Here is a 21,800-nt window from a genome sequence, read left to right as displayed (position 1 = left end):
AGGTTATATGTAAACCGCTGCAGAAAGTGCGGTGCCGGCCAGTAATCACAAAACAGCTATGAGCAGGTTATCAGCGCCACATGCAGCGCAACAGTGTGGCTCCATGGCTGGTGTCAGCCTGAACTTTCAATGTCAGACCGGAACTGCCGGAGCACGGGGCAGCTTTGCTGACAATGCAAACCGTTTATTTGCAGACATCGTGCCGCAATGCATTGGAGCCGGCGTCAACCATAGAGCAGGCCATATCAGGGAGGCAAAGGCTCAGGATTGAAAAGTGGGCAAAACAGGTGATTATCTGTCATCTGCCGGGGCTGCAAACGGTTTTAAGCAGGGGTGTATTTTTCTTGATACAGCCTGTGGAAAGATTTTTCAGGACATACTCTGAGACAATTTCAGATACCTGATATGTAAGTTTAACACGTGATGACGCTTTTCAGCTATGCTTAAAACGTCAGTCTCAATGATATCGTCAGCATGTTCGCGCTTATAAGTGCGGCTGAGCTGCCTGTCAATGATATTGCGTGCTGTCTGCTCAGAGCAGCCGTCGCGGCTGATGATACGTGCAATCTGGGTGCTCACGGCCGAGTCCACAACCAGAATCCTGTCCACCATATCCTCAAGGTGGTTTTCAAAAAGCAGCGGTATATCGAGGATGATATATGGGGGTACTTCCCTGTTATCAAGCACCAGGGAAGCATCAAGAGGCTCACTTAGTGCCACCTTGCCCTCATCACAGTGGCTGTCACTGATAAGCAGGCCATCACTGTCTCTTATTTCCCCATTTTCATCCGCGCCAGCACCGACTGGTGTCGCAGCAGCGTCGGCGGCCTCCCTGGCTGCACGCGCAGCCTGGGCAGCCTGAGCGGCGGCCTGACGGCGCTGCTCTTCCTGAGCCACAAAGGCCAGATAGTCCTCAGGCAGGCCCTCACCACGGGCACAGCGATCGCACAGCTCAAGGGTACGGTCATGAATCGCCGGATGGGTGATGGAACACAGTATGGCCAGTTTTTCCTTGTCAGCAAAAACCAGCTCACGCATGGCAGCGCGGTTGAGATTCCCATCGTCCATTATCAGATGAGAGCCCATGCGCTGAGCTATCTGCTCCAGTGCCGGGGATCCTGGCTTGACCACCTCACGGGCAATCATGTCGCTGTCGATGATTATGACACCGTAAACGCCAAACAGGCGGCTGATAAAGCTCTTGCCGCAGGCAATATTGCCTGTAAGTCCAATCTTCAACATAAGTAAACTCCTGAGAACCTCTGCACGAGGTCCGGCACAGCGTATTTTCACCTGTCCGGCATTGCGGTCAACCAGGTCCCCCGACAGCATCACAGCCACCCAGCAAGCTCAGGCAGGCCCGTCTCAGTCGTGCCAGGCTTTGCCAGCCAGCCAGCCAGCCAGCCAGCCAGCCAGGCAGCCGGCCAGCCTGCCAGCCTGCCGCTGGCCCTGTCACTTTCAGTATTAAGGCCGGACCGGTTGCGGTGCTGCAGACTTGCGCAGCACGGCCGGTCAGGACAGTAATGGCTTTGCACGGGCAGCTGCAGGTGTGGCGGCAGCTGCCGGGCAGCAGGTATCTGCATCCTTAAGTATGATTGATTTATCAGGGGCTGAGGGCTGCCCGTGAGGGCCAGTGGGCGGTCCTTTTGGGCCGGTGCTCTGTCGGTTAATGGCTGACAATCTTATCAGTACTGAGCTTTAGTGTATATGTGCTTGTGATGCCTGCACATTTTGATTACCGGATATTTTGAGTTCCCAAAGATATCGGAAAAAGAGGGGCCTGGTGTTAAAATGTGTGCAAACGGAAACAACGTTAATTAAGCAGCATGTCAGCGACCCTGCATGGAGCTGCATAGTGGATAGTTATTTGGGTGTGAAATTGAACAGATTCAAGAAGATGCTTTTACTGCTGTCAACTCCGCTGGCCGCACTGGCTATGAGTGCCTGCCAGAGTAATGGAGAATCAGCATCAGCCGATGTCACAACCGGCACCGGGCATCCGGAAGTTTTTCAGGGACGTGATATCTACCTGCGTGGTGAGATGAATGACTACGGCGTCCAGAGGTCCTACCGCCTGAGAAAGTTCGATGAGAACAGGTATTGCACAGTAGCTCCGCTGCGCTCAGACTGGAGTCCATACCGATTTAAGTTTGCCGATGAGGACTGGAGCAAGGGGACCAACTTTGGCTATAACAGCCCACCAGGTGTACTGCGTGAAGGTTCAGGCCCGGCCCGCCTCAATGGCAAGTCACGCTTTGAGGAGCTGCGCTACGAGCCGTCAGCAGACGGTATTTACCGTTTCTGCATTGTTATTGAAAACAAGGTTCCTTACGCCACCGTAACTCGTCTTGAAAATGGCAAACTCACCACCATGGATGAGGTCATCAGAAGGGAAGTAGCTGCCCAGTTCAGCATCCCTGAAAACGACGAATAGGCCCCGGCCTCGGCCTCGGCCCTGGCCCAGGCACAGGCCGCAGCACCAGGCCCACGGCCTGCCAGACAGGCCACCGCCCAGCCATGTGGCCAAGGCCCACAATCATGTAATCAGGAACCACAAAAGCAGCTCCCTCGGGAGCTGTTATTTTATGGGCACCCCATGCCGTCCAATCAGACATGACTATCCAGACCTGATAACCTGTGCCAGCCATGCTGCAGCCTGCCCGTTAATGCAGCGCCCTGTCCGTCTGGACAGTCCTGCAATGAGCTCAGCCGAACCGGCTGTGCAGTAATGCGACAGGATGACAGTCCAGTGGTCACCTGTACTGTCTGCTGCATGTCAATGACCTTCCAGTCAGCGCAGATTATTCAATGTGTAAGCGGCTGGTTGCCCTGGTAATGACGGCTATTGCCATTGATGCTCCTGATGGCAGCAGACAGTCGCGAGCATGACAACTGGACAACATGACACATGAACAGCAGAACAAAAGGCCAGCAGTGCTGCAGTACGGCAGGACAGGATCAGTGGTCTCTGACAGGTGTGCATGCACGCATGCATAAATGCATGCGTCTTTAAGCAGGCGACTCCCTGTGCTCGGATGCAGGGGATGCTGGGGATGCTGGCAAGCAGCAGGCTAAAGTCACACGGGAAAATATGCCCGGCTCAGCTGTCAGAAAAGGCAGGGAAAATGTGCAGCAACCCTGAGCATCAGCTCTGCTGCACAGGGGCGCAAAATACAGGAAGCTGGTGGTTGCGTGCTTGTGCTCAATTACACGAAAGGCCTGGACAGACTGACAGCCTGCACGCCAGAGGGCAGCTATGCAGGTATGCATGCAGCATAGTCAGCCTGGCAGCACCTTATATGGCCAGGTCGACGGGCTTGCAAATATGTACTGTGTGGACTTTGCTGATGGCGCAGCATGCCGTCTTGGACGGTTGCCATGTGTTTACCCAATATGATGGAATCGGATGATAAAGATGAGGGATGAAAATGAGTAATGAGCGCAATATGCTGCTGGCTTCCTTTGCTGATTACCTGATTCTGGAAAAGGGTGTTTCAGAGAACTCACGCCTTGCCTACTGCAGCGACATTAACCGGTTTACTGAGTATCTGTGTGTCAACAGGATTTCCCTGACCGGTTTTACCAGTGATGATTTGCGCGCCTATTTTGAAAGCCGCTCCAGTGAGGGTGTAACCGGCCAGTCCATATTGCGTTTTTACTCATCCATTAACTGCTTTGTCCGCTTTGAGCGTCTTGAGGGCCTGCGTGAAGATGACCCCATGATTGAGCTTGAAAGACCCAAGAGCCGCCGTGACCTGCCTAAGGTAATGTCTGAGGAGACTGTGGTTGCCTTTCTGGAGGCGCCTGACCTTGGCTGCCATACCGGTCTGCGCGATCGGGCCATGTTTGAGCTGCTCTATGCCACCGGCATGCGTGTCAGTGAGCTGTGCAATCTCAAGTTTGAGGACATGCATCTCAGCGAACGCTATATGCTCATCAAGGGTAAGGGTGACCGCCAGCGCGTCATTCCCATCACTGATGCCGCCTGCTACTGGGTGGAGAAGTATCTGCGTCTGCGCCGTCCGGAAAAGGATCCTGACTCGCTCTCACCTTACGTCTTTTTGTCCAACAAAAGCCCTGATGGCGCCAAGCCCATGACCCGCATTGCCTTCTGGTACCGCGTTAAGTCCTACGCCAGCCAGATAGGCATAAGCTCATCACCATCGCCGCACACTTTCCGTCATGCATTTGCTACTCACATGCTCAATCATGACGCCGACCTGCGCTCACTGCAGATGATGCTGGGCCACTCATCGCTGACCACTACCCAGATCTACACCCACGTGGCTCTGGCCCGCATGCACGAGGTCTACGACAAGACCCATCCAAAGGCCTGATGCCCGCTACAGCCGTGACTGTGCAGCCCCGGCTGCGCAACCCAGCCAGCGCAACTCCGGCTGCGCAGCAGTGGCTGCGCTGTTCCAGCAGCCCCAACGACACGTCAGTCACCACGAAACGTCAGTCAGGGCGGCCTCGCATGGATAGCTGCAGGCCGTCGCTCAGGCTGCACGGACCAGTTCATCCAGCAGTCGGCCTCCGTCCTGACAAAAGCAAGAGGGTCTGGCATTTATCATGTCATGGCAGAGGCGGCTGTCAGTAACTGTACATCCTGCGAAAAGCAGGATTCTCAGGGGCCAGTCTGGCTCAGGTTGAGGCAGGTTATATCAGGTCAGATAGCAGGAAAAATCCCGGGAGTGTGTTCCCGGACTTATGGCCCGCTTTGAGGATGTGTGATGAGTTGGTGCAGGCAGTGTAAAGGACGGATGTAACTGGCTTTAAGAGTATGTATGGAACTTTGACAGTGATACCTGGCCCGTTGTGTGCTTGCCAGTACCTCAGGGCATGTTCTGCCCGAACAGACAGTCTGATTTCTATCTGATAAAATGGCCAGATAAGGCTGGCCTCAGTCACAAGATCTGTCTGAGCCTGTAAAGGGTATAAATTCTGCCACAGGGCAGGGGTTCGCTTTTGGAAGTGGAGAAAGCAGGGTGCAGTTAGGTTACCGTTCTGTTTCATTCGATTTGCACGGCAATGAATATGTTGCGCTGCAGGGAGCCAATGACAAGTTTCTGGCTTTGCAGGGTCCGGTCAAGACCAACAAGTCCCGCATTACCCGTCAGTTTAAGAGCACCCAGATCTTTCACGACCTGGCTCCTAACAACATTCTTGAGGGCATCTCTCTCAAGTCCAACAATGAGTACACCTCAGCTGTTTTTGGCTATGAGAATGTAGGCGAGTTCAAGAACTTCCTTTCTGTAATCGATCCCCACCTGCAGTACGCCAATGGCAAGAAGCTTGGTCGTGCCATTGCCCTTCTGCACCAGGACACCCTGACCGGTCCGGAAAAGGACAAGGCCGAGCAGCGTCGTGACGTTATTCATGACAAGCTCACTGCCTACCTGACCAAGGGCCCACGTTTCAATCACGAAACTCCAATTCTTTCTGCCATTATTGACCGTATTGACGGCCTTGCTGACTACAAGCTCACCCGCCGTTACGGTGGTCTGCGCCTTGATAATGTCTTCCTGACCAGCTCAGGCAATGTCATCTTAAAGCCAAGTGCTTCCTGGGGCTTTGGTGACGCCATTGAGGACCTGGTACTCTTTGAGTGTGAAGACGCCGGCCAGATGCCTTGCGTTGTAGCTGGTGTAATCGACGGCTACTTTGGCGGTGTCAATGTTCCGGCCAATTTCTGGGTAGGCTTTGCTGTCTACAGCGCCATTTATGCCCTGACCCGCTGCTCAGAGCATGCCCGTCGCTCACGCGCCGAGCAGGAGCGCATGGTGGCCCAGTCCCGTCGTATTCTCAACGACTTTGAAAACTTCAGCCGCCCAATCCCACGCTGGTACCGCTCCAACATCGTAAAGAAGGCCCGCGCCGAAGTCCGCCGCCTCGGCATGTAGGCCAGACGACGAAGCCGTCCCGCCTCCAGCCAGCCGACCGCCCCGAGCCTGAAGGCTCAGGCCGGTCCCATAAGCAAAACGCCCTGATGAGTGATCATCAGGGCGTTTTGCGTAATTGGGCCGCTCACTGAACCCCATGTCCGGCTGACCCGGTCACAAGGTCAGGAACCGGGCTGTGCTGCAGGACCACCATGAGGGGCCGCAGCCTCAGGGCATTTCGCGCTCTTGCCTGCAGTGCTCCACCTGCTGCAGTAGCTGCAGCAGGGACAGGGGCAGGCACGCAAGGCACGCCAAGGCAGCCTGCCCGTCTGTTATGACAGGCCAGAGATGAGCATGCGTACGGATACAAGGAACATGGCCACAGCGAAGATACGCTTTAAAGTGGCAGGAGATACGCCTTTACCGATCTTAACTCCCAGTGGGGCAGTGAGAATGGACATTGGGATAACGCAGGCTACGGCCAGCAGGCTGACATAGCCTATGGTGAATACTGGGGCATTATCAGGGGTAACACCGGTAAAGAAGAGCACCAGAGCTCCCGGGATACCTACAAAGAGAGATACGGCAGAGGAAGTGCCTACTGATCGGTGAGGCTTTTCGGAGCAGGCATTGAGCACAGGAACGGTAAGGGTACCGCCACCTACACCAAGCATTACTGACAGAAAGGAAATACAGAAGGCGATGATGCGCTGACCGAGCTTGCCTGGCAGGGAGTCAAACATAGGCTTGGCCTTGGCACGGAAGAAGGTGTTGAGGCTGTTGAGCAGCATCATGGAGCCAAAGAGGATTACCAGCCACTTGCCGCCATAGAAAGATGAAATCAGGGAACCGGTGAGCACACCAATAATCAGGCCTGGAGCCCAGGTTTTGATGGTCTCCATATTGGTGTTGCCATTGCGGTACTGGGCAAGGGCTGCAGTAATGGAGGTAGGGATCATACAGGTAAGGGAAGTACCTGTAGCCAGCATCATGGCCACTGAAGGATCGACGTGAAAGGCCGAAGTAAAGATGTAGTAAAAGACAGGTACGAAGATAATGCCGCCGCCAATGCCCAGCAATCCGGCAAGAAAGCCACCAGCCAGGCCGCAGGCCGCCAGTATTGCCACGGTAGAGATAAGCTCACTCCATTCAAGTCCAAACATGATTAACCTCGATAAAAGCTGGCAGCCCCATCATCCACTCCCAGTAAATCTCAATCCCACAAAACAAAGACCAAAGCCCCATAGCCCGGTCCGTAAGTTGAGCAGCCCGGCAGTGTCAGTATGCTGCAGAGAAAACAACAGGCGCATTATGCGCCACTGCACTTATTAGTCAAATGATCTTGTCGGTCATGCTCCGTGCCGGAGCTGATTGCAGCCTCCATGTGCGGGCCGAGACCAGAAAGACTCTCTGCTCCACCAGTGGCTGAGCCCCATAGATAAGGGGAACAGGCAGCCCCCACATTCAGACAGTACCCGGTTTTGAGTAATGCGCATGAGCTGGACAGCGGTCATCAGGTTAACTCAAAGGGGACAGGGAGCCAGGCTTTGATCTCAAGGGCGGCTGTTTGATTGTGCAGTGGGCAATTGCCTTGCAGTGCCAATATACTGGAAATGCAGAAAGTATCACGCGTGCCCGGTCGAGCATGCCGCCAGCTGCTGTATCGGCAGACGGCCGGGGCATGATCTTCATGGCATCGCCTCTAACGAAAAAAGTATGGGGCCGGGAGTACAGCCCGAAAATCAGGACAGGGGCAATGTGGGGGCAATGTGTCTGCAGGCCCGATAGAAGCGGCTTTTGGGGCTGTTCAGGGGCCTGATTGTAAAATCTGGAAAAACTTTGAATTAAAGTGTTGACAAGGAATTTTGAAGTCTATATTATATGCACCCGTTGAGACATCACAGCAAGCAATTGCAGTGATAAACCTGCAGGGCGTCCTTAGCTCAGTTGGATAGAGCAACAGCCTTCTAAGCTGTGGGGCGAAGGTTCGACTCCTTCAGGACGCGCCAAGCGTCAACAGATTGATTTAATCTCTGGTGGCTGTAGCTCAGTTGGTAGAGTCCCGGATTGTGATTCCGGTTGTCGTGGGTTCGAGCCCCATCAGCCACCCCAGTGATTAAATTAGTCCCACTCTGCGGGAGTGGTGAAATTGGTAGACACACAAGATTTAGGTTCTTGCGCCTTAGGTGTAAGGGTTCGAGTCCCTTCTCCCGCACCATCCTAAAGCAAGAAATTCGGCAACCTTATGGTTGCTTTTTTTTCGTCTGAAGAAAATACATACATCGTGTATGTAAATAAAATCCCCATCCATAACGCCTTATTCAGGCCATTTCACAACCACCTCCCTCCAGGGAAGCAAGTCCGTTAACTCATCTCCATCATGAGCCAGGTGCTTATCTGTCCAGTACCAGCACCATAACTTATACCTCCCAATCCTGATACCTGGGCCATCACCACATCACTACCCCCCAATCCTAATGCCTGGGCCATCATCCCATCGCTACCTCCTGGTGCCTGCCTCCACATCATCCAGATCTGTAAACCCGCTGATACAGGATATGAGGTCATAATCGTGCACATGCACGGCCTATGCTGTAGCGTTCACGTAGTGTTTGAAAGATAACGATTCACTTACGACCGATTCGCGTCAGGAAAGCACCTGAACTCGTTTTGCCAGTCTTTTAGCTCCGGCCAGCTCCACGGTCACAATAATGACAGGTGGTTGGGATTAGAGGCCTGACTCTGTGACAGTGTGTAGGGGCACGGTGAGCATACGTCGATATGAAGCTCATATAGATGAGATTTTAAAAGAAGTTTAGTAACGCATGTGTTAATTAATGTGCTTGTGGCACGTACATTGCTGATGGTGAATATATACATGATCATGTCCCAACGTGACTATGCAATAAAACACCAGGTTAGCGGCCGTCAAAGGCCATAAAGGGAGATCGGATATGGCTCTTTACGTCAACACGAACGTCAGTTCCATCAATGCCCAGCGCAAGCTGAGCAATGCCACTCTGAGCTTAAATACCTCATACCAGAGACTGTCCTCAGGCCTGAGAATCAACTCAGCCAAGGACGATGCTGCCGGTCTGCAGATCTCCGACCGCCTGACCTCCCAGATCAACGGCCTCAACCAGGGCAACCGCAACACCAACGACGGCATCGCCCTTGCCCAGACCATCGAAGGCGCCCTGGACGAAACCACCAACATGCTCCAGCGCATCCGCGTGCTGGCAGTCCAGTCCGCCAACGGCACCAATTCTGCTTCTGACCGTAAGGCCCTCCAAGAGGAAGTCACCCAGCTCTCCCAGGAAATCAACCGTATCGCCCGCCAGACCACCTTTGCAGGTGCTACCGTAATTAATGGTGGTCGAGTTTCTGATAAGAATGGTGCTGATGCTTATCTCAATAATAAGACAAGTCTTATTCCTAGTGCTGGTAGCGCAAATGCTGGAAAGATCATTTTCCAGGTAGGCGCAAACGCTAACGATACACTTACTCTTGATTGGTCAGACCCATTTACTATGTCTGGACTTGCAAAAATGGCGAAACTGGACGCTGCAGTAGATGCAACCGGTCAAAATGCAGCAAAGAATGGTATTGTTTACGATGGCGCAAATGGAAAGGCAGAGGTTCGCTGGACTATCTCCTCTGCATCAAACGCTCAGTACACACTTGCCCATATTGATGCAGTAATCCAGGCTGTTGATTCCAAGCGTGCAGGCCTTGGTGCTCTCCAAAATCGTATGGAAAGTACCATTCGTAACCAGGCTTCCATTTCTGAAAATGAGGCTGATGCCCGCAGCAGAATTCGTGACACAGACTTCGCCTCTGAGACCGCTGCTCTGACTCAGAACAACATCATTCAGCAGGCTTCTCAGACTGTTTTAGCCCAGGCTAACCAGCGTCCTACCATCGCACTTAGCCTGTTAGGTCAGTAATACAGATTTCTTCTCCCTTTATCATCAAGGCGGGTTTATCCCGCCTTTTTGCATTTATGCATATTTAAATTCGTGGCACAGGCATTGCAGCCTGACAGGTAGAATTATGCTCATGTCATGGACATGATTGATGATAAGAGAAGATTAGCAGTGGCCGAACAGGGCCATACAGGGAGATAGAATATGGCTCTTTACGTCAACACGAACGTCAGCTCCATCAACGCCCAGCGCAAGCTGAGCAATGCCACTCTGAGCTTAAATACCTCATACCAGAGACTGTCCTCAGGCCTGAGAATCAACTCTGCCAAGGACGACGCTGCCGGTCTGCAGATCTCCGACCGCCTGACCTCCCAGATTAACGGCCTCAACCAGGGCAACCGCAACACCAATGACGGTATTGCCCTTGCACAGACCATCGAAGGCGCCCTTGACGAAACTACCAACATGCTCCAGCGCATCCGTGTGCTGGCAGTCCAGTCCGCTAACGGCACCAACTCCGCTGCTGACCGCAAGGCGCTTCAGGAGGAAGTCACCCAGCTCTCCCAGGAAATTACACGTATTGCTAACCAGACTACTTTTGCTGGACAAACTATATTACAGGGCAAGGGTAAAGGTCTGATTCCGGCCGACGGTAAGCTAACTTTCCAGGTAGGTGCTAATGCAGGTAATACTTTAGATCTGCTTTGGGCTTCAGCTTTTACTTTAAGTGGAATTGGTTCCCAGGCAGGTATTACAAATGCAGCAGCACAGCAAGACGGATCCAAAGGTCTAGTTAAATCAACAGCTAACAACGTTGATTACATTCGTTTTGGCGTATGTACAGCTGAAATAGCCACTAAAACTCTGGAGAATATCGATTCCCTGATTCAGGCTGTTGATTCCAAGCGTGCAGGATTAGGTGCTCTCCAAAATCGAATGGAAAGCACTATTCGCAATCAGGCTAACATCTCTGAAAACCAGTCTGATGCCCGCAGCAGAATTCGTGACACAGACTTCGCCTCTGAGACCGCTGCTCTTACTCAGAACAACATTATTCAGCAGGCCTCACAGACTGTTCTTGCACAGGCTAACCAGCGTCCTACCATCGCACTTAGCCTGTTAGGCGGTTAACAGATTTCATTGTCTTTTATCATCAAGGCGGGTTTATCCCGCCTTTTTTGTTTGTCGATTGTGCCTGCTTGCTTGCCTGGCTGGCTGCCTGATTGACTGCCTGCCTTGCTGGCTGATTGGCTGCTTGCCTGTTTGCAAGCTGTGCTGTTGTTTGACTGAGTGTGGCCTTGTTTTGTTGAGATTTGTCGGGGCTGGTCTGTCAGGAGATGATGGTTGGGCGGGGGTGGCTGGGCTTTGGTGTTTTGCAGCTGAATTTTTGGACTATACAGGGTAAAATGACGGATTGTCTGTCGTTTGGGGCGGGGTTTTTCTTCTGGTGAGGCTGTGTTTTTTTGTGGCCGGACTGGATGACTGTCACTTTGCTGCTGGCGATGGACGTGGAGAGGGCTTGTGGTTTCTGGATGCGCTCCGGGAACTGTCGGTGGTTTCTTTCCTTATTCTTTCTTTTCTTTCTTTGCTTTGTTTGGGTTTTGGGGCTGTTTTGTGTCCGGGGAGTGATTTGTCTCTGGTGAGGCATGGGGCCCGGGGCCCGGTCCTGGATGAAACGCTCGGTCAGAGCTTGACAGCTGTTGCAGGTGATTATGGCTAAAAACAAGTACGGAACTACATGGTGGGGTCAGAAGTGGCTGGATTCCCTTACCGGTATTGATAATGCCAACCGTATTCCGCGCGGTCTTACCTATGCCCGCAATGACTCGGTTTTCAATCTCAAGGTCGATCCTGACAAGGCTATGATTTCTGCCTTTGTGGTGGGCAAGTACTGCCCTTACTACAAGGTCGAACTCAAGTTTGAGCGCGTCAAGGCCGAAAAGACCCGTCAGTTCATGGATGCCGCCGCCCGCGACCTCTCCGTGGTCTCGGGCCTTGCCAACCGCAAGCTGGCTCCGCGTCTTTTTGACATTGCCACCGAACTTGGTATTAAGCTCTTCCCTACCTCATGGCATGACGTGTCCATGACCTGTACCTGCCCGGATTTTGCCGTACCGTGCAAGCACATTGCCGCCGTAATTTACGTGGTCAGTGAGTTTATCGATACCAATCCTGTCATGTACTTCAACCTGCTGGGTATCGACATTATCGAGGAGCTTGAGAGCCGCGACATTTTCGCCGCGAATGAAGAGGCCCTTGAGACTCCGGCTCAGGTACTGTGCTTCCGTGATGCCCTGCTGCTGCCAAAGGACATTGTCAGCCGCGCCCGTGAAAACGACTATGAGCTTATTCTCACCCCGGTAAGCCCTAATGATGCCGAGGTGCTTTATCTTGACGACAATCTGCTGTCCTATGAGGATCGTGACACCGTTTTTGATGTTTCTCTGCGCAACAGAATCAATGACATCCGTCGTCGTGAAAATGCCCGTGCTGCTCTGCTGGCCACCCGTGATGAAAGCCGTGAGGTGCTAGATCACTGTGTAGCTATTGCCCAGGAAAAGCGCGAGGAGTATGAGGAGCTCGAAAAGAACTGTGGCGCCCTGCCTAAGACCCGAGGCCGTCAGTCAGCCCGCAACAAGGCAATACTGTCCTTGCTTGAGGATACCCGCAACGAACTTGAGGCTCTGACCGACAAGGAAAAGCAGGCCCGTGCCCGCTTTATCAAGGCCGATGCTGACCTGAAGATCAACGAAAAGGAAATTGAAGAGCTCCAGGAGCAGACTGAAGTTGAGATGAAAGACTATCAGTCGCGCATCAACCGCCTGCTGCGCTATGGCTATGATCCTGATGAGGCAGAGACCAGCTTTTCTGACATCAAAGTGCTCAATGCCGATGGCAGCGACGGCAAGCTTAACTTCAGCATTATCGACAGTGCCGATGCTGACGAAGCAGCCATTGACGATGAAGATGCGGTCGATGCTGTTATTGCCCAGGACGAGACCGGCATTGACGTGCGCCGTTATCAGGGCAGTCTGCATGATCTCGAGCGCATGACCTACGAGGCCATACCTGACATGGGCGATTCCATTCTGTCCCTGTATGGCCAGTCTCCAGCCGGCTTTACCCACGGCAACCTGCGTGAACTCATCAACCGCACCCTGGAGCGTGCCCAGAAGATGGCTGAGGGCCAGCTGCGCGATGTCAGCGAACGCACCATGTTCAGCATCAATCACGACCACCATCCTTTCATCAAGGACAAGCTCTTTGATGGCTGGTGCGCAGCTACCAGCCAGCCTGCAGACAATTTCTCCCGTGACCCGATCAGCTCCCACGGCTATTTCTCGCGCTCACCTTTCTTCTTTATGAGCCGTCGTGGTCTGCTCGAGCTCAATGATGTCACCTGTGTGGTGATCAAGGGCCGCAAGGGCAATACCCTGTCCACCATGCATGTGCTGCCGCCTGATAACAGCATGGTTGCATCTGCAGGCGAGCTGACTGCGGCCGTGCTCAAGCATGCCTCAGGTAAGGAGCTGGCTATCGAGGACAGTGAGAACAGCGGTCTTTTCAATATCTTCTCAGGCTATGTCAAAAACACCGAGATGCTGCGCAGCCTGACTGCTGACGTAAACATACTCTATTCTCTGTGGTTTATTGCCACCAGTCTGGTTAAAAACAGGGCCATTGCGCCTCGTCTTATTGTCAATTACGACAATGATCTGCAGGCTCTGTGGTATCCGGCTACCTGCTCTGAGGTAATCAGGTCTCTGGTGACCCAGGTAGGTCTTGCTCTGCAGGGCTTTGAGCAGTTTATCTACAACCGTCTTGACCGTCAGTACTATATGGATCCGCTCTTCCTTGGTGAAATGGTACTGGTGCCTTTTATTCAGTCCTACATCAGCTGGGCTTTTACCCAGGAGACCAGAACCAATCTCAGTCTGCCTGAGCTCAGGGTTATCCTGGGAGCCGAGTCTGTAGACAGCGACAGCAATGACCTTGAGACCCGCAGCCTGCGTCTGCGTCTTGAGAGCTATCTGTCCACACCAAATCACTCTCAGAACCGCTTTACTCCTGTGCTGCGTTTTGTTGATATTTCTGATCTTTCTCCTTTCAGCGACAGCGTCTTTACTCACCTTATTGAGGAAGTACGCATGCAGTCCATGAAAGAAAGGGAGATTCAGGAAGATCTGCTGCTTGAGTATGCCCGCAAACATCTCGACAGGTCCATGGTGCGTCCTGGTATGACAGATGAGGAGATAATGCATCTGTTCTACGGCGATGATGACAGTGACCAGGAATACTACGAGGACGATGATCTGGGCTCTGATTCGCTCTTTGGCAACTGCGATGGCATTGGTATGGAGTTTGGCTTCATGAATCTGCCTGATGAGGTGGTAAACGCCCTGCATCAGTCAGGCTGCAGCCATGTATTAGACGACACTGGCTTTGTCTCCCTGCACAATGTAGTTGAGATAGAGGCTTTTAAGTCCATACGTCAGGAATGTCTGCGTACCTTAAGCCGTCTGAGCGTTCAGGCCCCTGAGCTTGAGGGGCTTTACACTAACAAGTTCAATGTCGAGATTCTGCCTCTGACCCGTGTCTATCAGACTGTCTGCTCAGCCCGCAATGTGCTGGCTCTGATGGGCGTCAGACTGGTCATGCCAAAGCATCTTATGAACATGCTCATGCCTAAAAAGGCCCTGCACATGTCTCTGCCTGATGGCAAGATCAATGAGTCTCAGGGCTTTATGAGCATGTGCGAGCTCATTAACTTTGACTGGTCCATTGCTGTAGGCGATCACTCTCTTAGTGACAAAGAGTTCAGGATTCTCATGGCCAATGCCGGCAAGGTAGTGCGCTTCAAGAACTCCTTTATCTACGCTGATCCTGAGATGTTGCGCAAGCTTGATGAAAGCTATCGCCAAAAGGCGCGTGAGCTGCAGCGTCAGGAGCTGCTCAGCGCTCTGCTGACCGGAACCATTGATGACACTGAAGTCATGTATTCAGCTCAGCTGCGTGAGGCTCTTGATCATATGCTCAGGGATCAGGAGGTGGCTCTGCCTGAGGGCATTAAGGCTACCCTGCGTCCATATCAGTTACGCGGCTATGAGTGGCTGTTGCGCAACGCCCGTATTGGTCTTGGTTCTATCCTTGCCGATGACATGGGTCTTGGTAAGACTCTGCAGGTCATCTCTGCCTTGTTCAAGCTCAAGGAAGAGGGCAAGATCACTGCTGAGCGTCCGGCTCTGGTTATTGTTCCTACTTCGCTTATTACCAACTGGGTACGTGAAGTGGCCCACTTTGCCCCTGAGATGACAGTGCATGTCTTCTATGGCCAGACTGATCTTGTAGTGGGTGATACTGACATCATTCTGACCTCCTACGGTACTGCCCGTTCCCGTATCAGCAAGCTCAAGAAGCATGAATACAGCATGGTGGTCATTGACGAGGCTCAGGCCATTAAGAGCATGACCACAGCACTGAGAAAGGCGCTTCGTGATCTGGTGGCAGACAATTTCATTGCCATGTCCGGTACTCCTGTTGAGAACAGACTGCTTGAGTACTACTCCATTCTTGACTTCGTCAACCGTGGTGCTTTTGGCTCGGTATCGTACTTCAACAACCGTTTTGCCGCTCCAATTGAGCGCAACCATGACCATGAGGCCATTAACGACTTTAAGAAGCTCACCGCTCCTTTTATCATGCGCCGCCTCAAGTCTGACAAGAACATTATTTCTGATCTGCCGGAAAAGATTACCTCTGATCAGTACTGTGCTCTGACTCCATTCCAGGCAAGTCTGTACCAGGTATGTCTTAACGATGCCATGGACAAGCTAAGACGTCTTGAGGATGACCATATCACTGAGCAGGTTGAGAAGGACAGAATGCGCAGTGCTATCATCCTGGGCATGATTCAGGGACTCAAGGCTATCTGTAACTCACCTGCTCAGTATCAGCCAAAGGGCAATCACGACCCGGCAGATTCAGGCAAGGTTCAGCGTCTTATTGAGCTGCTCGATGAGATTATGGATGCCCGTGGCAAAGTGCTTATCTTTACCCAGTCAGTAATCATGGGCAATATGCTGCGGACCATTATTTCCGAGCACTTCGGGCGTGAGGTCAACTTCTTCCATGGTGGCCTGAGCCGCACTGCCCGTAATGAAATTGTCGATAAGTTCCAGAACGATCCGTCCGACCGTATCCTGCTGCTCTCGCTGCGTGCTGCCGGTACCGGCCTTAACCTTACCGAGGCCAATTACGTCATTCACTTTGACCTCTGGTGGAACCCGGCCGTGGAAAATCAGGCTACTGACCGTGCCTACCGTATTGGCCAGAAGAAGAATGTTCAGGTCTACAGATTTATCTGTGCCAACACCTTCGAGGAGCGTATCAACGACATGATCAGCTCCAAGCGTGATCTGGCTGATCTGTCCGTGGTTACAGGCGAGACCTGGATTGGCAATATGTCCAACGCTGAGATCTCCAGTCTCTTCAGGCTCTCGGAATAATACATTCAGCCCATGGCCGTGCCGTTCGGCCCGGCCAGGTCCTGGCACGGGCCAATGTCCGGGCATAAAAAAGCCTGCAGGTGCAAGCCTGCAGGCTTTTTTTATCGGGCCAGGACCGGGGCGCCAGCGGCGGCACGGTCAGGGACCTGGGCGGCCACGGCCATGGCTGGGGCCATGGGCAGGGCGGTTAGAAGTGCCAGCGGACACGGGCGTTGGCGTTGAGGCCGTGAGCGCCGTCGGTGGTGGCAGAGGCACCCAGTCCCAGATCGACTGTAATGTCGGCTGCAAGGCGCTTGCTTACCGAGCCGTTGAGGCTGAAGCTGGTCTCGTGCTCGCCTGGAATCTCATAGGAGATATAGCCCTCAGCGCTGGTCAGGTTTACGCCGACCTTGTCATTGGAGTTCCAGACATTGTTGCGGGCCGTGGCCTGCAGCATATAGCCCCAGGACTCATGGGCGCCCTCAAGCTCTACGCCAACACCAAGGTCCAGGGTTACCTGGTTCATGGAGTCACGCTTGATAAAGTCGGACTCGCTCTTGTTGACACGGTTAAAGCCCAAGTCAGCCAGGATCATTGGCTTGATGCTGTACTCACCCTTCTTGAAGTGATACTTGAAGTAGTTGCTGCTCATGAGCATGAAGCTGCGCTCATCAAAGGTCTGTTCGCCCAGTGAAACCTCAGGAGTCATGCTGCGGTCATTCACGAGATAACCGCCGGTGAGATAGCTCTGCAGCTCAAAGCCGTTTTTCTGCTCGAGTGACATATAGCCGGTGAGGCTGTACATCATACCCTCATCGCTGGCTCCCTCATCGGTATTGTCCACACTGGTGACGCTGAAGGCACCGCCCAGCACCATGCGGCCTCTCTCAACCTCCAGCACGCGGTCAAAACCAAGATTGGAACTGACTACGCGCTCCTTGCGGGTGCCGTCCTTTTGCAGTCCGGTGCTGATATCAACGAACATGCTGTCGTTGAGGATCTGCTCGTCTGTCTTTCTGGACATGGCCATGGCGCTGGCAGCATCACCTGCGGCGGCCACAGGAGTGTAGGTGGCAGTAGCAGAGCGTACCGGGCGGCGTAAGGAAGCCAGACGTGAGTCAATGGCTCCGCGTACTGGAGCAATTACAGTGCTCTTTTTGAGAGTACTGGCTGCAGCCTGCTTCATGTTGTCGGTGCGCTCAACAATGGCGGCCAGAGCCTGGGCACCTGCCTGAGGATCCTTGTTGCTCAGGGCATCCTTAAGTGCTACTTCCTGATACTTGTCAGGACTTTTCTCATTGTGAGTAATGATGGCACTGATGATTTGCTCAGCACGTGGATTGGTGCTGGTCTGCAGGAATTGGTGCAGAGCAGGTGGCATGTCTACAGGGCCATTGCCATTGCCGTCCTCTCCGTCTTCTCCGCCCTCAGGACCGGCATCTGGATCGGTATCCGGCCTGTTGTCAGGGTTGAGATCCTTGAAGGTGAAGAAAATCTGATTACCCTCGCTGCGGGTATCAACGTCAATATCTTCACCGCCGCTGGTAAAGGAAATGTCCTTGTTAAGACGCTCGTCCTTGAGTTCACCTGCGCGCAGCAGCACCTGCTCCTCATTAAAGGAGACATTGGTCAGGGACAGATAGTCATTGGAGAAATCTGCCTTGATATGGGCTGTAGGCTCCAGGGTAAGTGAGGTGACATCAAGGCCTACCCACTCACTGGCACGTGAGTTTACATGGCCCGGATTCAGGTCACCCATGAACAGTTCATTGTTCACAGTGATATTGGCATCAGCTCTCTGAGTGCCGGCCGTGGTCAGATTGTCGATATAGATCTTGCCGGTGGCATCAGAGCGCAGATTGCTGTCCAGAGTCCAGTGATGGACGTAGATAGAGCCATTGTTAAAGGCGTTCAGGGCACCCTGAGCAATGTAATCAGGTACGTAGAGCATGCCCTCTGACACATGGACATTCTGCACAGACATTTTGGAGTCAGTGCTTACGCTGATGAGATTCTTATTGGTATTGCCGGTGACAAAGATATCACCCAGTACCAGCTCGGACTTGCCTGAAACCTTGATACCCTCATCCATGATGCGGGTAACCGAGCTACTGTTCAGGCTTTTGAAGGTAGAGCCGTCCTTGAGGTCAAAGCTTGCTGAGAAGCTTTGCATGGTGCTGGTGAAGTGGCTGTTGGAAGCCTTAATGCGGCCTTCATAGTAGATAGTGTCATCAGCCTGGGATTTGCCCTGGTGGAGCTGCTGACGGAAATCAAAGCCATTACCGGCAGCAGTAACATTGTCACCCTGGAAGTAGTCACGGAATACAGCAGTATCGCCACCAAACTGAATATTGGAGTTTACGGCATCGATATTACCCAGGATACGGCTGTTACGGCCCACACCAATCTCGGCATTTTCAAGCCTGAGGGTACCGAACTGATAGGTACGGGTCTCCCAGTCAGGCTGCTGCAGGGAGTTAGGCTGATTGTCATTCTTATAGTGACTGTTGAAGCGGTCATTGGCCTCTTTGTCAAAACTGGTGACATGGTTCATCCAGTAAGGATCGCACTTTACACCCGGGAAGGGGCAGTTCTGCTTGCCCTGAATGGCATGACGTGTTGGCAGGCCCTGCATGGTGACACGGGCATTCTTGACTGTCATGTCACCATGAATGCTCATGCCGCCATCAAGAATGAGATGGCGCTTTTCAAATTTGTCTGCTGAGCTGGCTTCGCTGTCAAATTTGACATTGACATTAAGCCCCTCGGTAAAGCGGCCGTGGTAGGCATACTTCCAGGTTGGCAGAGTCAGGTCCAGATCAGCTCTGGTATTGGCCGTATTGGTAACTACAGTACCGGCGTCGGATGCGGCAATACGCTGGAACTTCTGGGGGTGACCATTGAGATCAAGAGTACCGCCTCTGGTAGTAAAATAGATATTGTTAAATTTATTGTCTTTCTTCAGGGCGTCCTGATGTCTGAGCTTGATGGTGGCAAGGCCGCTGGCCATGTAGATCTGGTTGAATGACTGCTGAGCTACCAGCTCCACAGTGCCATTGCCCACCTTGAGATTATTGCCCTGGCTCTCATTGACAATAAGGGTGCCCTCGCCCACCTTGTGCAGGTTGTCGTTTGGATCGCCCTTAATGCTCCAGTTAACTTTAGTGCCCTTGCCAATGTCGATGCCGGCACCACGGTAGGTGAAGTTGGAGCCCTCAACTGTGTAGTTCTTGTTCTCATCAAAGACGAGACCGCCCACACCCAGATCAAGATTTTTCTGGAGGGTGATAAGACCGCCGCCGGTAAAGGTCATGTCCCTGTGGCGGTCAATGGTCTTTTGAGCTCCCGCAAGAGTGTACTCTCTGTCGGTAGTTGCCGAGAACAGCAGATTGCCCTGATTTAACAGCACCTTGTGGGTGTAGCGATCTTTGAACTTCTGTACAGAAGCCGGATGCCACTTGCTGTAAATCATGTAGTTGACGCCGCTGCTGCCGCCGCCAATACCGAGGAGCACACCTGCAATAACCCACTTTTGCAGCTTGTTATCCCACAGCAGTACAGACGATCCGCTGTCACCGCCGGTGGTTTCGTTATAGAAATCAAAAAGCTTTACAAAATATGCACGATCGCCGCCCGGGTTCCATGAATTTAACCTGTATATGGAACCGCTTAGCAGCTCAGAGCGATAGTCTGCTGATTTAAATTCAGTCTTTTTGCCCTTATAGGTAGTGTGCAGAACACCGGCACCGGCTCGATAGGCCAGCACCATCTTCTTACCGTTGTAGACGACACCGTATCTGTCCAGGAACTCCTGATTGTTCAGGGTTACATCTACTGCATCGGTATATCCGGGAGTTTCAACTACATATTTGTTAAGTCTGACAATGGCAAAGTCATCATGAATGGCGGCCTCATCAGGCTTGGTATTGTAATTTGGCTCATAGAGTGGGCGCTCGTGCATGCCATAGCTGCTGATACCCCAGAAAGGCTCACCAACGTCTTTTTTCCAGGCACCATGCTTTTTGTTGTGGGCAGCAGTAACGGCAAAGCCGCCACCTACATAGGTGGTAGGGCCGGTATTGGAAACAGGACTGAAATCAGGGAATGGTACATTAGGCAGTTCGAGCATGTTGCCATTCTTGTCCATGATGGACAGACCGGTAGCACCGGGTACGAACATGCCCTTGTTCTGGCCAAAATCAAGGTAGTCACGGAACCAGAATTTGTCCAGATGCAGGTTATTGGCAGATACCTCAACGCTCACGCCCAGTACGACAGGAGGTATGACTGCAGGAAGGATGGCAGGAACAATAGCAGGCAGAATAGATTTGCGGGCCTTTAAGCTGCGCTCGTATTCAGGAGCGACAAAAGGCCTGGTGCTGGTGCTCTTTAGCATGGTACTGACTCAATAACCGTAGTGATATGGTCTGCCTGCATACGCGGCTACTCCTTACCGCATAAGCCCGAATGTGCACGCCCACGCCGCAGCGCCCGGCAGGCGCCGCCCCACAGCCGCGCCACGACATGGCGCCGCCCCACAGCCGCGCCACGACATGGCGCCGCCATGGCCGCAGCGCCAGATTATGGCGCAGCCAGGCTGTCACATTCAGTCTGGCAGACCAGACTTTCATAAGTGATATGGTCCACCTTTACAATGCGGCTACTCCTTACCGCATCAGTCCGAACGACCCAGGCAGCAGCTGCAGAACAACAGGCTGAAAAATGGGCGCATTCAGAGAAGTGGACGAAACTGTAATATTTTATCTGAATCTATGGCACGTCGTAAAATCGACAGTATTTATTTAAATCCTGTTTTCTCAATGTTGCCAGATATGACTAATATATGTTTACTAATGTGTGACAGGCCCTTTGAACAGGCATATATATCTAGTTTGACACTCTGATCTGACCGAAAATGCACTGAAGCAGTCAGGCGCAGATCTGGCTTTTTACAGTCACAGCGGAAGAAAAAGAATGTTTAAAAAATGACGAATTTTTTCTTTCCCAGTCATTTTTTTGGCCGCTTCAGCCCCTGGTAATGCCAGGAACTGCCAGGAAAACCGGCTCAACAGCGCATGAGCCGGCAACAAACCTGGCGCCGTCTGCCATGACGCTGGTGGCAAGGAGCCAGGTGCAATGATGCTGGCTGTCTGGCTGCCTGGAGGCAGGATGCATTGAAGCTGGACCAGGTGCGTTAGCTGAAGCAGGGTGCCTGGTGAGCCATGATCACTCACCGCTGCAGGCAGCTTCTGGGCTTATCAGGTCATGCCCCAGGCATATTTTGAAGCCATGTAAGACCTGTCTGGTATGCCCTGTCCAAAGGTTTGAGCATGGTATGCCTGCACCAGGCAAGGATCTCTGGAAGGGACTGCAAAATGACGGGCGTGTTCATGTACGTCGTGGGAGAGCTGCCTTGCAGGCTTAGCCTCGCTGGCAGAGCATCTGTCCAGTGCTACGTTCATGAAGAAGCTGGTCACCAGCCCATGCTATGTACCTCTCTCTCCCAC

Annotated in this window: 10 protein-coding genes and 3 tRNA genes; 9 read left to right on the top strand and 4 right to left on the bottom strand. The window is 52.7% G+C overall.

Features of this window, described 5'->3' with window-relative positions:
* Positions 1-369 precede the first annotated feature (369 nt).
* Positions 370-1,242: a dephospho-CoA kinase gene (gene coaE / locus MXE41_RS08185; protein WP_247100145.1), complete on the bottom strand. Its 873-nt coding sequence runs from the start codon at positions 1,240-1,242 to the stop codon at positions 370-372.
* A gap of 631 nt (positions 1,243-1,873) precedes the next feature.
* On the opposite strand from coaE, the gene MXE41_RS08180 reads away from it, so the two are divergent.
* From MXE41_RS08180 to MXE41_RS08170, 3 genes are all read left to right on the top strand, one after another.
* Positions 1,874-2,434 (top strand): pullulanase, encoded by a 561-nt coding sequence (locus tag MXE41_RS08180; protein WP_247100144.1) that lies wholly within the window; start codon positions 1,874-1,876, stop codon positions 2,432-2,434.
* 988 nt (positions 2,435-3,422) lie between these two features.
* A complete protein-coding gene (locus MXE41_RS08175; protein ID WP_247100143.1) occupies positions 3,423-4,337 on the top strand; it encodes a site-specific tyrosine recombinase in 915 nt (304 codons plus the stop codon).
* A gap of 651 nt (positions 4,338-4,988) precedes the next feature.
* Positions 4,989-5,903 (top strand): hypothetical protein, encoded by a 915-nt coding sequence (locus MXE41_RS08170; RefSeq protein WP_246977565.1) that lies wholly within the window; start codon positions 4,989-4,991, stop codon positions 5,901-5,903.
* A gap of 311 nt (positions 5,904-6,214) precedes the next feature.
* On the opposite strand, the gene MXE41_RS08165 is transcribed toward MXE41_RS08170, so the two are convergent.
* Positions 6,215-7,045, bottom strand: a complete 831-nt coding sequence (locus tag MXE41_RS08165; protein ID WP_247100142.1) for a sulfite exporter TauE/SafE family protein — start codon at positions 7,043-7,045, stop codon at positions 6,215-6,217.
* Positions 7,046-7,814: 769 nt separating this feature from the next.
* On the opposite strand from MXE41_RS08165, the gene MXE41_RS08160 reads away from it, so the two are divergent.
* From MXE41_RS08160 to MXE41_RS08135, 6 genes are all read left to right on the top strand, one after another.
* Positions 7,815-7,891 (top strand) — tRNA-Arg (locus tag MXE41_RS08160).
* A gap of 27 nt (positions 7,892-7,918) precedes the next feature.
* A tRNA-His gene (locus tag MXE41_RS08155) sits at positions 7,919-7,994 on the top strand.
* Positions 7,995-8,016: 22 nt separating this feature from the next.
* Positions 8,017-8,100, top strand: a tRNA-Leu gene (locus MXE41_RS08150).
* Positions 8,101-8,836: 736 nt separating this feature from the next.
* Positions 8,837-9,829, top strand: coding sequence for a flagellin (locus tag MXE41_RS08145; protein WP_247100141.1), 993 nt, complete (start codon positions 8,837-8,839; stop codon positions 9,827-9,829).
* 183 nt (positions 9,830-10,012) lie between these two features.
* Entirely contained in the window at positions 10,013-10,939 is a 927-nt protein-coding gene (locus MXE41_RS08140; RefSeq protein ID WP_247100140.1) for a flagellin, read from the top strand.
* Between the two features lie 581 nt (positions 10,940-11,520).
* The gene (locus tag MXE41_RS08135) at positions 11,521-16,314 is read left to right on the top strand and encodes a DEAD/DEAH box helicase (RefSeq protein ID WP_247100139.1); all 4,794 of its coding nucleotides are present in this window, start codon (positions 11,521-11,523) and stop codon (positions 16,312-16,314) included.
* A gap of 187 nt (positions 16,315-16,501) precedes the next feature.
* On the opposite strand, the gene MXE41_RS08130 is transcribed toward MXE41_RS08135, so the two are convergent.
* Both MXE41_RS08130 and MXE41_RS08125 read right to left on the bottom strand, forming a co-directional pair.
* Positions 16,502-20,689 carry a S6 family peptidase gene (locus MXE41_RS08130; protein ID WP_247100138.1) on the bottom strand — a complete coding sequence of 1,396 codons (4,188 nt, stop codon included), beginning with the start codon at positions 20,687-20,689 and terminating at the stop codon, positions 16,502-16,504.
* Between the two features lie 559 nt (positions 20,690-21,248).
* Positions 21,249-21,527, bottom strand: a complete 279-nt coding sequence (locus MXE41_RS08125; protein ID WP_247100137.1) for a hypothetical protein — start codon at positions 21,525-21,527, stop codon at positions 21,249-21,251.
* Positions 21,528-21,800: the final 273 nt, after the last annotated feature.

This window comes from Anaerobiospirillum sp. NML120449, assembly GCF_023051105.1.
Classification (GTDB): Bacteria; Pseudomonadota; Gammaproteobacteria; order Enterobacterales; family Succinivibrionaceae; genus Anaerobiospirillum.
The sequence above is the reverse complement of the archived record's forward strand: the minus strand, read 5'-3'. Positions and strand labels throughout refer to the sequence as shown.